Raw genomic sequence first — 14,087 nt, 5'->3', positions numbered from 1 at the left:
ATTATTCGGAGAAAATATTTTGAATGTGAGTTTTAATCACCATTCCTGAGTCAAGTTGAACACTAATATCATCACCTGCTACTTCTGTAATGGTCGCATTCATTGGTGCTTGACCAATTCGCACCTTAACTTGTTGGTTGACCTTTATTGTAGTTGATTCTACAGGCTTTAGCTCAACCGCTGGTTTTGGTGCACGCTTAGTAGGTGATTTAACAGCTTTAAACTTCTGGCTACGCTTGTTGTCGCCAGCAGCTTGTGCGTTGTTGTTCTTCTTACCCTTATAAGGCTTTTTGTCTTTGTTGTCTTGCTGTTTTTTGTTAGCAAATTTATCTTGGCTTTCTTTGAGCGTCTTCGCAGCGTACTCTGCTTGCGCTTCATCAATTGCTTCAGCATTGTTGCCTGCTAAGTCAACGCGGTGACTGCCAACTTTAATTGACTTCAGGTAACGCCAGCTACTAGTGTAGTGACGAAGTGCTTGACGTAAACGTGTTTTACTGACCGTTTCATCTTCACTTAATTGCTCAGCTAAATCTTGGAAAATGCCAATTTTTAAAGGCTTAGCAGCACCTTCTATGCTAAAGCACGCAGGAAATTTTTCTGCTAAATAGGCAATAATTTCTTTGCTGCTAGTTCTTTTAGTTTCCATAATACAACTTATATACTCAATTACTGTTGAATGTACTGGTCTCGATTTGTCATAACATGTCGACACCAATCATAAATATCTTCCATATCTAATTCTGGAAGTGCTTCTTGCGGAATCCAGGTGTCCCACACTAACGCGAGAATAGCGATAAGCTCTTCAGGAGCGATATCATCTTCTGCCATATCGTATAGTGCGTGATAGATTTCATTAATGCGTTCAGCAACTAGCTCTTCTTCACCGTCCCAGTCGCCTACCACAGCTTCTGAAACTAAGTAATCGTGAATAACGACAAACTCTTTCATTAGCTAGCAGCTTGTTGCTCAAGTAAACGCACTATGGCTTCTAAGCCATCTTGGTCTGCTTGTTCAAAGCGGTCGTATTCGATGCTGTCTATATCAAGTACCGCAACCACTTCGTCATTTAATTTTACTGGAATAACAATTTCAGAATTGCTCGCAGCATCGCAAGCAATATGGCCTTCAAAAGCATGCACATCAGCAATACGCTGCGTTTGTGCTGTTGCTGCTGCTGTACCACAAACCCCCTTACCTAGAGGAATGCGAATACAAGCAACTTTACCTTGAAACGGCCCTAGCACTAGGCCATCACCTTCACGACGGTAAAAGCCTGCCCAGTTAACATATTCTAATGACTCAAATAAAAGTGCGCTGATGTTTGCCATGTTAGCAATTAGGTCATGCTCACCCTCAATAATAGCAGCCACTTGCTTGTATAACTGCTGATAAAATGCGGTCTTATCCATTAAATCTAACAACACCGTTAAAAAGCGCTAAAGATACCTTGATAACGCCTTAAATTAAAGTTTTAATCGCTTACCGTTAGCATTTAATTGCTTTTTAACATAAATGTAACGGTTACCTCTGCGCTAATCTCACTCGTTCCTGAATAACTTTTCATCTGTCGAGCGCCATCAAACGCTTCAGCGGCCATCATCACTTGCCCAGGCGCTCGATAAGCATGTTCGTTCAACATTTGTACTGGCCCTAATTCTACGCCTAAATTTTCAGCCAAACGTAACGCTTTAGTTTTTGCATTAGCTACTGCTTGAGTCAATGCTTGCTGGTATAGTGTTTCTGCTTTAGCGAGGCTTGATTGCACAGGAGAAATGCGTGTTACGCCAATTTTTAACGCCTTATCCAACAAACGCTCATAATCATCAACATCCGTTAATATCACTTCCACTTGACGACGAAGATCAAAGACAATCTCCGCGCGATCAGGTCTCGCCTTAACTTTAGATTCTGCATTGCCATTTAAGGCAACCACACCATCACTTTGATTAAAGTCTTGCTCAACATACACTCGATGAAGGTTGGTATTTGGTTTGGGGTAAATCGGCACCACTTGAACGCTAGTCGTTTTGATATCATCATCTTTGATGCGCATTGCTTTGGCCGCGCGCGTTAGCAAATTGGTTTGTTGATCTATTTTGGCCTTGGCTTTAGCAATGATTGCCGTGCGCTGTTCAAGCGTAAAGACCACTTTAAATTGATCGGGTGCCTTAGCAATCGATGCTTTGCCAACAACGGTAATACCTTTAGCTTGTTCAGCAAATAAATGATTGCTGTTAATCGCAAGTAAAGCGAAAAGAAATAACCTGAGCTTCATCTGGCCTCCTGGTTAGTGATATGAGTGATATGAGTGATATTAGTGACGCTAGCTAAGCATCATCGACTATAAATTGTGTTGTTGTTTAAAGGCAGTTTTTTCTTGTTCACTTGCTTGCTGCCACCAGTAATTGAGCATGTCTAATGCACGAGAATGAGCTTTTCTATCGCTACCTTCTTGCTTAGGGAGTGCTGGCAGCATTGCAGGTTTAGCTAACGCTTCCTCGTTACTAGAACGAGTGTCTAATACCGATTGATATTGACGCTGCTCAAAATCGGCCAACGCAAAAGTTTGGTATAAGACCTTTTTGTCACTTGAAGTCGTTAATGTTAAAGATGGCGATTTCGCATATTCACGCGCTTGTTTTTCTTCTTGGTTTCTAGGAGATAAAACTTCAATGGTTTCTTCTGCTTTATTGACAACCAAAACAAATTGATCAGATTTAACCTTTACATGATCGTCGTTATCGGCATCCTCAAAAAGCTCGCTGTAACGATATAGAATCACGTGGCGGCCAACAGGCAAGGTAATCTTGCTTTCAGATTCAAACAAGCCACGGCTAAATGAATCGCCATTAACTTTTAAAACTTCGTAAACGTCAGGAAAAATAAGTTCTTTGGCAGATAAACTCTGAGCATTGAAAAGAATAAAAAAACTTGTCGCAAGGCTAATAAGCTTTAACGAGGAGATTAAGGGTGATTTCATATTAATTGAATTTTATGGTTTTTGGCTCATGAGCCAAAGAATCTTGATGCCCTTATTTTAGGCAATCATAACCCAAAGAAAAAGCACCAACTGGTGCTTTTTCATGTTTATTGTCCTAATCGTACTAAAAGCTATCCGCAGGCACTGCCACTCGCCCTTCCATTAGCAGTCGAGCGCTTCGACTCATCACAGCTTTATCAATCCGCCACTGCCCGTCATTATCACTCGCCTTCGCACCCACTTTTAACGTACCTGAAGGGTGACCGAAAACGACACTGTCTCGCTCACCACCACCTGCCGCACTATTAACAACTGTACCAGAGATAGCAGCGGCACTGGCAATGGCCACCGCAGCCGTGCCCATCATGGCATGATGTAACTTGCCCATTGATAAGGCTCTAACGTTGATATCTATTTCATCCGCCGATATTAGCTTACCGCTTGACGCCTGATAACTTTGAGCAGGCGCAACAAACGCAACTTTAGGCGTATGTTGGCGTGTTTTTGCTTCATCAGGGTGATTAATCAACCCCATTTTCAGCGCGCCCGCAGTGCGAATTTTCTCAAAATAGGCCAGCTTTTCAGCCGAGTTGTTAATATCGTCTTGCAGCTCAGTCCCTAGGTAACCTATTTCTGCGGCATCTAAGAAAATGGTTGGAATACCGGCATTAATTAACGTCGCATTAAAAGTGCCAATTTCTGGCACCTCAAGCTGGTCGACAAGATTACCCGTTGGGAACATGGCTTCGCTGGGATCAACTGGCTCAATAAACTCAACAGGTACCTCTGCCGCGGGGAAAGTCACACCATCCAACTCAAAATCGCCGGTTTCTTGCACTTCACCGCTAGTGATAGGTACTTGCGCAATAATGGTTTTGCCAATATTTTGCTGCCAAATACGTACAGTACAAACGCCGTTTTCCGGTATTTTTGGCGGTTCAACCAAGCCCGACATAATCGCAAAGGCGCCAACAGCAGCAGTTAAATTGCCACAGTTGCCAGACCAATCAACAAATGGCCTATCAATTGCCACTTGACCAAACAAATAATCCACATCGTGATCTGCTTGAGTAGATTTAGCAACAATCACAGTTTTTGATGTGCTGGAGGTTGCCCCGCCCATGCCATCGGTTTGTTTACCATAAGGATCCGGTGAGCCAATGACGCGCAGCAATAGATTATCTCGTGCTTCGCCCGGTACTTGGCAGCGCTCTGGCAAGTCGGATAGGCTGAAAAACACGCCTTTCGAGGTTCCGCCGCGCATATAGGTGGCGGGAATTTTTACTTGTGGTGCGCTAGTCATTGCTTGCTGCCTCTAAAAAATCCTGAGCAAATTTTTGTAATACCCCGCCTGCTGCGTGCACAATCACTTCTTCAGCAGTATCTAAGCGGCACTTCACTGGAATATTAATTTGCTCGCCAGCATTAGCACCTTGCTGACGGGTCATCACCACTGTCATGGCACCGCCCGGTGAGGTTTGTCCTTGCACATCAAAGGTTTCACTACCGTCAATTTGGTAGGTGTTACGGGTATCACCGTTAACAAACTCTAGCGGTAAAACTCCCATACCTATCAAGTTAGTTCGGTGAATACGTTCAAACCCTTCTGCAACAATCACTTCAACACCTGCTAAGCGAACACCTTTTGCTGCCCAGTCTCGTGACGAACCTTGTCCATAGTCAGCACCAGCAATAATGCACAGCGGCTGTTTGCGCGCCATATATGTTTCAATCGCTTCCCACATGCGAGTTTGTATACCTTCCGGTTCAACACGGGCAAGTGATCCTTGGATTACCTCACCATTGCCATCGCGGCACATTTCGTTAAAGAGTTTAGGGTTAGCAAAAGTTGCCCGCTGCGCGGTTAAATGATCGCCGCGATGCGTCGCGTACGAGTTAAAATCTTCTTCCGGCAGCCCCATTTTCGCGAGGTACTCACCAGCAGCTGAGCTGGCAAGAATAGCGTTCGACGGCGACAGATGGTCGGTGGTGATATTGTCCCCTAAAACCGCTAGTGGGCGCATGCCTGTCATCTTACGCTCACCAGCTAACGCTCCCTCTCCTTCTGTTGCCCAATAAGGTGGACGGCGAATGTAGGTAGACATTTCGCGCCATTGATAAAGCGGATCGGTATACGGATTTTGCTCGTCACCAAATTCGACTTTTAAGTCGATATCCTTATTAAACACTTTACCTCTATCAAACATAGGCTCGTAAATCTTTTTAAACTGTTCAGGTTTTACCGCAGCGTTGACGATGGCGTCAATTTCTTCATCGCTTGGCCAAATATCTTTTAACGTAATTGGCTCACCGTTCTTATCGATGCCAAGTACATCTTGCTCGATATCAAAGCGCACAGTACCAGCAATCGCATAGGCAACTACAAGTGGCGGAGACGCTAAAAACGCTTGTTTCGCGTAAGGGTGAATGCGGCCATCAAAGTTGCGATTACCTGAAAGTACGGCCGTAGCATACAAGTCGCGGTCAATCACTTCTTGTTGAATTTGTGGGTCTAATGCCCCAGACATACCATTACAAGTAGTACAAGCATACGCGACTATCCCAAAGCCTAATTGCTCAAGTTCGGTTAGCAAGCCAGCTTCTTCTAAGTACAGCTTGGCCACTTTTGAGCCGGGGGCAAATGAGGTTTTAACCCAAGGCTTACGTACCAAGCCCAATTCATTAGCGCGCTTAGCCACTAGTCCTGCAGCGACGACATTTCTTGGGTTTGAGGTATTTGTACAAGAGGTAATTGCCGCAATAATACAAGCTCCATCAGGCATATTACCTTGCCAGTTATCCAGCTCTGGTGAGTGCCACTGACCTGCCACGCCTAGCGCTTGTAAGTCAGATGTCGGCAAACGGCGGTGTGGGTTAGAAGGCCCTGCCATATTACGCGTGACGCTTGATAAATCAAAGGTTAAGACACGTTCGTATTGAGCACTTGCTAAGTCGTCTGCCCACAAACCTGTAGTTTTTGCATAATTTTCAACTAAAGCGACTTGCTCTGGCTCACGACCAGTAATGGTCAAGTAATCTAAAGTTTGCTGATCGATATAAAACATCCCAGCAGACGCGCCATATTCTGGCGTCATATTCGAGATGGTTGCCCTGTCACCTATAGTTAGGCTTGACGCACCTTCACCGAAAAATTCTAAGTAGCTCGACACGACTTTTTCGTTGCGAAGAAATTCCGTAATCGCTAAAACGATATCGGTTGCGGTAATGCCCGGTTGGCGCTTACCGACCAATTTAACACCAACAATATCAGGCAAGCGCATCATGGATGGGCGGCCTAACATCACTGTTTCAGCTTCTAGACCACCAACCCCAATAGCGATAACCCCCAGAGCATCAACATGTGGAGTGTGCGAGTCAGTGCCAACACAAGTATCAGGAAAGGCAACGCCATCACGTGCTTGAATGACTGGCGACATTTTCTCTAAGTTTATTTGATGCATAATGCCGTTACCCGCAGGTATAACATCAACATTTTCAAAAGCAGTTTTGGTCCATTCTATAAAGTGGAATCTGTCTTCATTGCGTCTGTCCTCAATAGCGCGGTTTTTCTCAAACGCATTAGCTTCAAAGCCGCCGTGTTCCACGGCTAACGAGTGATCAACAATCAGTTGAGTGGGCACCACAGGATTGACTTTGGCAGGATTGCCTCCTTGCTCGGCGATAGCATCACGCAGGCCCGCTAAATCAACGAGTGCCGTTTGTCCTAAGATATCGTGGCAAACAACGCGAGCGGGATACCAAGGAAAGTCTAAATCACGTTTATTGCCAATGATTTGCTGCAATGCGGCTGTCAAGTTTTCAGGTTCGCAGCGACGTACTAATTGCTCCGCTAATACGCGTGACGTGTAAGGTAATTTTTGATAACTACCCGGCTCAATATCTTCTATTGCTTGGCGGGTATCGAAATAATCTAGCTGAGTGCCAGTTAATGGTTTGCGGTAATTTGTATTCATGATCTGATAACTTGTGCTCTAATAGCTGGAAAGTGATTAGAAAATATAAAGGCTAATTAGCGGTAAATACTGAGATTACAGCCTTAATCTGTGATCTAGCCGTTGCGAAGAAGCTTACTAGGGGAATACTCGTCTAGTTAACTATGCGAGTATTCCAAGCCATATTGCTGGTTAACAAACGACGTCAACTAGCCGCCACTATCTGTTTTCAATCGCAACATAATCGCGTGCGTCTTCCCCGATATAATCAGCAGACGGTCGAATGATTCGATTATTAGCTCGTTGCTCCATCGCATGTGCAGTCCAACCCGCGACTCTTGAGCAAACAAAAATTGGCGTAAACAGCTTCGTCGGAATGCCCATAAAGTTATACGCAGAGGCGTGGAAGAAATCGGCATTACAGAAGAGTTTTTTCTCACGCCACATCACCGCTTCACAACGCTCAGAAACATCATATAAACGTGTATCGCCAGTTTGCTCAGCTAGCTTTTTAGACCATTCCTTAATGATCGCATTACGCGGATCTGACTCGCGATAAACCGCATGACCAAAGCCCATAATCTTTTCTTTACGCTCAAGCATGCCCATAATATTGGCTTCGGCTTCATCAGCACTTTGCCAATCTTCAATCATCTCCATGGCCGCTTCATTGGCTCCGCCATGCAATGGACCGCGCAATGATCCAATGGCGCCAGTAACAACCGAATGAATATCTGATAAGGTTGAAGCACAAACGCGGCCAGTAAAGGTTGACGCATTAAATTCATGCTCTGCGTATAGCACCAACGAGGCATGCATCACATCGACATGCAATGGCTCTGGTTTTTTATTGTGTAGCGTCCAAAGAAATTGCTCAGCGATTGAGTCTGCTTCAGTTTCAACCTCGACACGAATACCGTGATGGCTGAAGTTGTACCAATAGTTAATCAAGCCCGGAAACACCGCCAACATGCGATCCATGTGGTCAAGTTGATCAGAAAAATCGCTCTGTTCTGTTTCCAAATTACCCAACATAGAGCAACCTGTACGCATTACATCCATTGGATGGGCATCTTTCGGAATATTTTCCAACACAACTTTTAATGGTGCGGGTAAACCTCGCATTCCTTTTATGCGTGCTTTATAAGCCGTGAGCTCAGTTTGATTAGGTAATTTGCCGTAAAGTAGCAAATGGGCCACTTCCTCAAATTGTGCATTTGCGGCTAAATCTTTAATGTCGTAACCGCGATAGGTTAAACCTGAGCCTGATTTACCCACTGTGCATAGGGCAGTTTCGCCCGCACTTTGCCCACGTAAACCGGCACCACCGAGTTTCTTATCAACCATTACACTTTCCTCCATAAATTCACTTGTTGTTAGCTGCTTTGCCTCATACTCTGACGGTTAGATGGCATGCAGCTTTTTTATTCTTTTTACTGCATTTTTACTTATTTTTACCTTCGGCAAACAATGAGTCGAGTTTTTGCTCGTACTCGTGATACCCCAAGTAATCATATAATTCCATACGCGTTTGCATATTGTCGATTTCGGCTGTTTGATCGCCGTCAACCAACAATGTTTTATAAACTGACTCAGCCGCTTTGTTCATTGCTCTAAATGCCGAAAGTGGATAAAGCACCATAGCGCAGCCCCACTCACCTAATTGCGCTTTGTTCCACAACTCGGTTTTACCAAATTCGGTAATGTTCGCTAAAATTGGCACATCTAACGCCTCAGCAAAGGCACGATAATGCGCTTCAGTTTGCACAGCTTCCGCAAAAATGCCGTCTGCACCGGCAGCAACATACGCTTTTGCGCGCTCAAGTGCTTTTTCTAGACCTTCTTGAGCAAACGCGTCGGTGCGTGCCATGATAAAAAAGTCATCATCAGTGCGGGCATCGACTGCTGCTTTAATGCGATCAACCATTTCTTCGGTGGATACAATTTCTTTATTTGGCCTGTGGCCACAGCGCTTTTGCGCCACTTGATCTTCAATATGTACTGCTGCTGCCCCCGCCTTTTCCATATCGCGAATAGTTTTAGCAATGTTAAACGCACCGCCCCAACCAGTATCAATATCGACCATCAAAGGTAAGCTAGATGCAGATGTAATTCGCTGAACATCGGCGATAACATCGTTAAGTGACGTCATACCTAGATCTGGCAAACCGTAAGATGCGTTTGCTACGCCGCCACCCGATAAATAAATGGCTTGATGCCCTAGTTGTTCCGCCATCATGGCGCAATAAGCATTGATTGTACCGACAATTTGTAACGGTTTATTATTGGCAAGTGCTTGTCTAAATTTAGCCCCTGCTGACATTGGTATTGACATATAACTACCCCTTATTACCCTGTTGTAGTGTCTGTATTAAGCGAGTGCTTAGCTGATGCCAGCTGCGCTATTTTGTTTTCTATGTTCTTGCGAGATGCAGCGATATGCCGACGCATCAAGAGTTCTGCTAATTCTCCATCGCGATCAGCAATGGCTTCGATAATGCGCGAATGCTCATCGAATGCGCGACTCGCTCGTGGGCTATTCATGCCAAACTGACAGCGGTACATACGCAGTAAGTAATACAGCTGGCCACATAAAATATTAATGAGTTGTTGATTATGGCTGCCCAAAATGACTTTGTAGTGAAAATCTAGATCGCCTTCTTCCTGGTAATAAGCGATGCCGTCTTGCAGCGCTTTTGCTTTCGCGTGCTCAGCGAGCATTGCCTTCATCGCTGCAATTTCTTCATCCGACATATTGACCGCAGCTTGACGACAAGCCATACCTTCTAGTGCCTCTCGCGCAATGTACAAGTCAAGTAAACCTTCGACCGTGCAATCAACGACTTTTGAGCCAACATTCGCTTTGCGCTCAATTAAATGGCACTTTTCTAATCGATTTAGCGCTTCGCGTAAGGTAGAGCGAGAAATTTGATATTGCTTGGCAAGCTCTGGCTCACTAATTTTTGTACCAGCGCGAATTTCACCGCTAACAATCGCTTGTTGCAGTTGTACAAAGACTTTATCTGAAGTAGTAATTGGTGTGTATTCGGTAGGATTAACTGACACTAGATTGTCGACAATTGATAAACATTGAGTTCAGTATAGTGATTGATAGTTAAAGATCAACCAGAATATGAACATATTGTCGACAATAATTGAGAGTAGAGTGAAAAAGGTTAGCGTAAAAGCCTGTTTATAGAGAAGGCTAATAGGCTAGCCAAAGAACCAGTAGCATACGCAAATAGCAGCGAACATGCCGGCAAAGTCAGCAATCAGCCCACAGGTTACCGCATGACGGGTATAGCGAATACCCACAGAGCCGAAATAAACCGCCAATACATAAAAGGTGGTTTCCGTCGAACCTTGCATAATAGAGGCTAAACGCCCGGCAAACGAGTCAGCGCCATAAGTATTCATGGTCTCTATCATCATAGCGCGTGAGCCCGAGCCACTAAGGGGTTTCATTAAAGCGGTTGGCATCGCATCGACAAACGCCGTATCAAAACCTAATAACGCGACAAAATGGCGAAAAGTGTCGACAATCAAGGTTAATGCCCCGCTCGCACGAAGCACGCCTATCGCTACCAACATCGCTAATAAATACGGGATCAGCTTGATACTGGTTTCGAAGCCCTCTTTAGCACCATTTATAAAGGCGTCGTAAACATTAATCTTGCGCCACATTGCTACTGAGATAAACACTATGATGGTTAGGAAAATTAACGAGTTACCTAAAATAGACGACTGCTGAGCCAGTAGTTCGCTGCTAAGCTGAGAAAAATAGAGTATTAACGCCATTAACACTGCTGCACCAGCGCTAAAGTAGAGCGAGACCACTTTCTGCATTAATTGAATTTTTTGTTTGTAAGCCACGGCCAGTAAACCTGCAAAACTAGAGGCAAAAGTTGCCAGCAGAATAGGAATAAACACATCGGTTGGGTTTGCCGCCCCTTGCTGTGCGCGATAAACAAACACAGCGATTGGAAAGAGCGTGACCGAGCTAGTGTTAAGTACCAAAAACAAAATTTGTGCATCAGTCGCGGTGTCTTTTTGGGGGTTCAAAGTTTGCAAGTCTTGCATCGCTTTTAGCCCGAGAGGCGTAGCTGCGTTGTCAAGCCCAAGAAAGTTTGCTGATAGATTCATGGTCATCGAGCCCATCGCCGGATGACCTTTTGGCACTTGTGGCATCAGCTTTTGAAACAAAGGTGAGATCATTAATGACAGGCGATTGATCACCCCAGCTTGCTCAGCTATCTTCATCATTCCCAGCCAAAAGCTTAAAATACCAATCAAGCCGATGGCAATTTCTACGGTAACCTTCGACATGTCAAATATGCTATTGATAACGGCTGAAAAGATTTCGCCATTGCCTAGAAAAAACCATTGATGTAGTGATGAAAATAAAGCGAGAAAAAAGAAGCTGATCCAGATTTTGTTTAGCACAAGTTATTCTTATTTGTGAAATTGCACGCTGCAATATGATGGCATAATTGCTATCCCTATATCTACTCTTCAGCCTTTAGTCATGACGGTAGAAAGTTGTCTTTTTTACTATGATGAGGCTGTAGATAAAATGTTAACAACCAGTTTAAAAGCAAGGGATAAACTGTGTTCTATGCGTCATTATACTGTATTTTTATTTAACAAATTCAACATGATAAAAAATATACAGAATTTTCTCGCAAAGCTATCAGTTTGCACTACAATTTAATTTACACTGTCTATTTTTTAAACATTATTCAGATTCTTAATCTTTCAGTATTTAAATTAAGAATATATTATTAAGTTCAATAGAATAGCGGTGATTAAGATATGCTCGCAAGCTCTGTTATATAGAAGTTAGGTTGAAGTTGTAGTCACCCAACATAATCTATAGTTAGACTTAAAAGGATTTAGGTCAAAGATTATTGATTGAAGTCTGAACAAGTTAATTAGCGCACGGCTCAACTCCTTTTGAGCCATTCCCCTGGAACCCGAAATTGCTGTTTATTTCGGGTCCTTTTTTATTTCTCTATCAACAACCTACGTAATATCTCCATCTACTTTTCTAAAGGCTGAACCGTTTAAAGCTCGAACAATTGATTAAAGTTTTCAGTCGATTGTCTTGCAATATCTTCCACAGAGCAGCCACGAATACTTGCTAAATGCTTGGCCACTTCAACCACATAAGCGGGTTGATTTTGTTTGCCACGATGCGGAACTGGCGCTAAATAAGGAGAGTCGGTTTCAATGAGAAATCGGTCCGCTGGTACTTGCTTAGCTACCTCTCTTAGTTCATGTGCATTCTTAAAGGTGACAATGCCTGAGAATGAAATATAAAACCCTAAATCAATCGCTTGCTTAGCCATTTCCCAGTTTTCGGTAAAGCAATGTAAAATACCACCGACTTCTGAGGCATGCTCGCTGCGCAGCAAATCAATGGTATCTTGGCGTGCATCACGCGTGTGAATAATTAACGGTTTTTTTACGTTACGCGCAACCTGAATATGCTTAACAAAAGCATCAAGTTGCAATTCTTTCGTTTCTGGCGCGTAGTAGTAATCTAAGCCAGTTTCACCAATCGCAATGACTTTATCCGTTGCAGATAATTGCTCTAGTTGATCGATTGACGTAACGTGCTCTTGATTAAGTGGGTGAACGCCACACGACAGATAAACATTGTCGAAAGCTAGCGTTTTCTCGACCATCGAGGGAAATTCTTCAAGTGTTACGCTCACGCATAACATTTTTTCAACGCCGACTGCACTAGCAGAAGAAACGACGTTAGCAATACTTTGGTTAAAATCAGAAAGATCGAGTCGATCTAAATGGCAGTGAGAGTCAATATACAAAATACACCTAATTGTTGTGTTACATGGTTAATGTTGGCTCAGAGGAGTTTAGGTGGCGTGCGATCATTTTTTCAATTTGTGCGCGAACATTTTCCGTGTCTTCAACAAAGCTTACACCAATACCAGGCGGTGTACCGTTTTGTGCCCCCACAGGTGTTAGCCAGCAAATAACGCCTTTTACACGTGATTTTTCTAATGAGTCTGGCAACAGTACATCTAGCTCTATTTTCGTGCCTAATTCAAAATACTCTGGTGTTCTAACAAACAGACCGCCGTTTTTCAAAAACGGCATATATGACTGATATAAGTCACGCTCTGTTAAGAACTCCAAATACAAGCTATCCATTCTTCCCCTCTTATACGGTAACAATTTCTTTTATTGTTATAGCAAGCTGTTGAGTTAATACATCTTGATTTGCTTGCTGATAGTCACGTGACCGCTTATTTGCTGACAATATTACCTGAAAAATACGCATCAGCGTATCACTATCCATAGATTGTGCCGCATGCCAGTTAATTTTATCGCTTTCGGGTGCCTGCCATCCCTGATTAACTCGCAATAATGTTGAAACGATACGTTCAAGCCAGATAAGCGCTCTATCACCGGTTAACAGTGTTTGCTCAAATAATGGAAAGTTCGACGTACCAACAAGCAAATCTATGGTGGCCGACGCTAACGCTTCGTATGCTTGATTCTCTTGCAAGCTCTGCAATTCAGGCAAGTAAGTTGTGTTGGCATATGGTTGGTCACTAATATTTTGCTTGAATTGCTCGGTCAATAGTGGCCGTAATGATATTAACTGACATCGACTCAAAATAGTCGGCAACAAGCTTTCAGTGTTTTTGGTTGTTAATACCAAAGTATTGCCCAACGAAGGCTCTTCAAGCGTTTTCAATAAAGCGTTAGCCGCCGCAACAGTCAGTTGCTCTACTTGTTTAATCAGCACGGTTTTTTGTGAAGCGATCTGTGGTCGAGTCTCCAGGAACTTGGTAACCGCACGGATTGGCTCAACACCTATGGACTTGTCACCTTCATCTATGATCAATAGGTCGGGAAAACTTTGGCTCGCGATAAGTTTACAATGCTTACAATAACCACAAGGCGCTTGTTCATTGTCAGCAGCACTCTGAGCGGCACTTTGTTCGTGATTAACGCTAACGCACGCCAAACGAGCTGCTAACCAAAGTGCCAGTGTTGATTTGCCAGCGCCAGCTTCACCAGTCATCAGCAGAGCGTGAGGCAGGCGTTGCGTGCTAATTTGCTGTACTAATGACTGCTGATGTTTGCTAAGCCAAGGGTATGAAGCGCTCATATTGGTCATA

14 protein-coding genes are annotated in these 14,087 nt (G+C 43.8%); all 14 read right to left on the bottom strand.

Annotation, left to right across the window (positions count from 1 at the left end; genetic code table 11):
• Nucleotide 1 precedes the first annotated feature (1 nt).
• The 14 genes from proQ to ACSLUR_RS17240 all read right to left on the bottom strand — a co-directional run bounded on the left by proQ (nucleotide 2) and on the right by ACSLUR_RS17240 (nucleotide 14,086).
• On the bottom strand, nucleotides 2-646 hold the full coding sequence (gene proQ, locus ACSLUR_RS17305; protein ID WP_116013710.1) for an RNA chaperone ProQ: 645 nt from the start codon (nucleotides 644-646) through the stop codon (nucleotides 2-4).
• A 20-nt stretch (nucleotides 647-666) separates the two neighbouring features.
• Complete coding sequence (locus ACSLUR_RS17300) at nucleotides 667-948, bottom strand: hypothetical protein (protein WP_116000453.1); 282 nt, start codon at nucleotides 946-948, stop codon at nucleotides 667-669.
• On the bottom strand, nucleotides 948-1,409 hold the full coding sequence (msrC, locus tag ACSLUR_RS17295; protein ID WP_116000454.1) for a free L-methionine (R)-S-oxide reductase MsrC: 462 nt from the start codon (nucleotides 1,407-1,409) through the stop codon (nucleotides 948-950). Before msrC ends, ACSLUR_RS17300 begins: the two co-directional genes overlap by 1 nt.
• 83 nt (nucleotides 1,410-1,492) lie before the next feature.
• On the bottom strand, nucleotides 1,493-2,275 hold the full coding sequence (locus tag ACSLUR_RS17290) for an SIMPL domain-containing protein (RefSeq protein WP_448556569.1): 783 nt from the start codon (nucleotides 2,273-2,275) through the stop codon (nucleotides 1,493-1,495).
• A 66-nt stretch (nucleotides 2,276-2,341) separates the two neighbouring features.
• Nucleotides 2,342-2,980 carry a DUF2057 family protein gene (locus ACSLUR_RS17285; protein ID WP_448556568.1) on the bottom strand — a complete coding sequence of 213 codons (639 nt, stop codon included), beginning with the start codon at nucleotides 2,978-2,980 and terminating at the stop codon, nucleotides 2,342-2,344.
• Between the two features lie 124 nt (nucleotides 2,981-3,104).
• Entirely contained in the window at nucleotides 3,105-4,283 is a 1,179-nt protein-coding gene (gene prpF, locus ACSLUR_RS17280) for a 2-methylaconitate cis-trans isomerase PrpF (RefSeq protein ID WP_448556567.1), read from the bottom strand.
• Nucleotides 4,276-6,954, bottom strand: coding sequence for a Fe/S-dependent 2-methylisocitrate dehydratase AcnD (gene acnD / locus ACSLUR_RS17275; protein WP_448556566.1), 2,679 nt, complete (start codon nucleotides 6,952-6,954; stop codon nucleotides 4,276-4,278). Before acnD ends, prpF begins: the two co-directional genes overlap by 8 nt.
• A gap of 198 nt (nucleotides 6,955-7,152) precedes the next feature.
• Nucleotides 7,153-8,280, bottom strand: coding sequence for a bifunctional 2-methylcitrate synthase/citrate synthase (gene prpC, locus ACSLUR_RS17270; protein WP_448556565.1), 1,128 nt, complete (start codon nucleotides 8,278-8,280; stop codon nucleotides 7,153-7,155).
• Nucleotides 8,281-8,377: 97 nt separating this feature from the next.
• Complete coding sequence (prpB, locus tag ACSLUR_RS17265; protein ID WP_448556619.1) at nucleotides 8,378-9,256, bottom strand: methylisocitrate lyase; 879 nt, start codon at nucleotides 9,254-9,256, stop codon at nucleotides 8,378-8,380.
• 26 nt (nucleotides 9,257-9,282) lie between these two features.
• Nucleotides 9,283-9,999 carry a GntR family transcriptional regulator gene (locus tag ACSLUR_RS17260; protein WP_448556564.1) on the bottom strand — a complete coding sequence of 239 codons (717 nt, stop codon included), beginning with the start codon at nucleotides 9,997-9,999 and terminating at the stop codon, nucleotides 9,283-9,285.
• A gap of 147 nt (nucleotides 10,000-10,146) precedes the next feature.
• Nucleotides 10,147-11,376, bottom strand: a complete 1,230-nt coding sequence (locus ACSLUR_RS17255; RefSeq protein WP_448556563.1) for a spore maturation protein — start codon at nucleotides 11,374-11,376, stop codon at nucleotides 10,147-10,149.
• A gap of 620 nt (nucleotides 11,377-11,996) precedes the next feature.
• Entirely contained in the window at nucleotides 11,997-12,764 is a 768-nt protein-coding gene (locus ACSLUR_RS17250; RefSeq protein ID WP_116000463.1) for a TatD family hydrolase, read from the bottom strand.
• 19 nt (nucleotides 12,765-12,783) lie between these two features.
• A complete protein-coding gene (locus tag ACSLUR_RS17245; RefSeq protein ID WP_448556562.1) occupies nucleotides 12,784-13,110 on the bottom strand; it encodes a PilZ domain-containing protein in 327 nt (108 codons plus the stop codon).
• A 10-nt stretch (nucleotides 13,111-13,120) separates the two neighbouring features.
• The gene (locus tag ACSLUR_RS17240; RefSeq protein ID WP_448556561.1) at nucleotides 13,121-14,086 is read right to left on the bottom strand and encodes a DNA polymerase III delta subunit-related protein; all 966 of its coding nucleotides are present in this window, start codon (nucleotides 14,084-14,086) and stop codon (nucleotides 13,121-13,123) included.
• Nucleotide 14,087 lies beyond the last annotated feature (1 nt).

The organism is Thalassotalea montiporae (assembly GCF_053485855.1).
Note: the sequence above shows the minus strand (reverse complement) of the source record. Positions and strands in the feature narration are given on the sequence as shown.

Coding starts and splice junctions, on each gene's coding strand:
- ACSLUR_RS17300 (WP_116000453.1), bottom strand. CDS start 948: ATGAAAGAGTTTGTCGTTATTCACGATTACTTAGTTTCAGAAGCTGTG.
- ACSLUR_RS17285 (WP_448556568.1), bottom strand. CDS start 2,980: ATGAAATCACCCTTAATCTCCTCGTTAAAGCTTATTAGCCTTGCGACA.
- acnD (WP_448556566.1), bottom strand. CDS start 6,954: ATGAATACAAATTACCGCAAACCATTAACTGGCACTCAGCTAGATTAT.
- ACSLUR_RS17240 (WP_448556561.1), bottom strand. CDS start 14,086: ATGACCAATATGAGCGCTTCATACCCTTGGCTTAGCAAACATCAGCAG.
- prpF (WP_448556567.1), bottom strand. CDS start 4,283: ATGACTAGCGCACCACAAGTAAAAATTCCCGCCACCTATATGCGCGGC.
- proQ (WP_116013710.1), bottom strand. CDS start 646: ATGGAAACTAAAAGAACTAGCAGCAAAGAAATTATTGCCTATTTAGCA.
- ACSLUR_RS17245 (WP_448556562.1), bottom strand. CDS start 13,110: ATGGATAGCTTGTATTTGGAGTTCTTAACAGAGCGTGACTTATATCAG.
- msrC (WP_116000454.1), bottom strand. CDS start 1,409: ATGGATAAGACCGCATTTTATCAGCAGTTATACAAGCAAGTGGCTGCT.
- prpB (WP_448556619.1), bottom strand. CDS start 9,256: ATGTCAGCAGGGGCTAAATTTAGACAAGCACTTGCCAATAATAAACCG.
- prpC (WP_448556565.1), bottom strand. CDS start 8,280: ATGGTTGATAAGAAACTCGGTGGTGCCGGTTTACGTGGGCAAAGTGCG.
- ACSLUR_RS17290 (WP_448556569.1), bottom strand. CDS start 2,275: ATGAAGCTCAGGTTATTTCTTTTCGCTTTACTTGCGATTAACAGCAAT.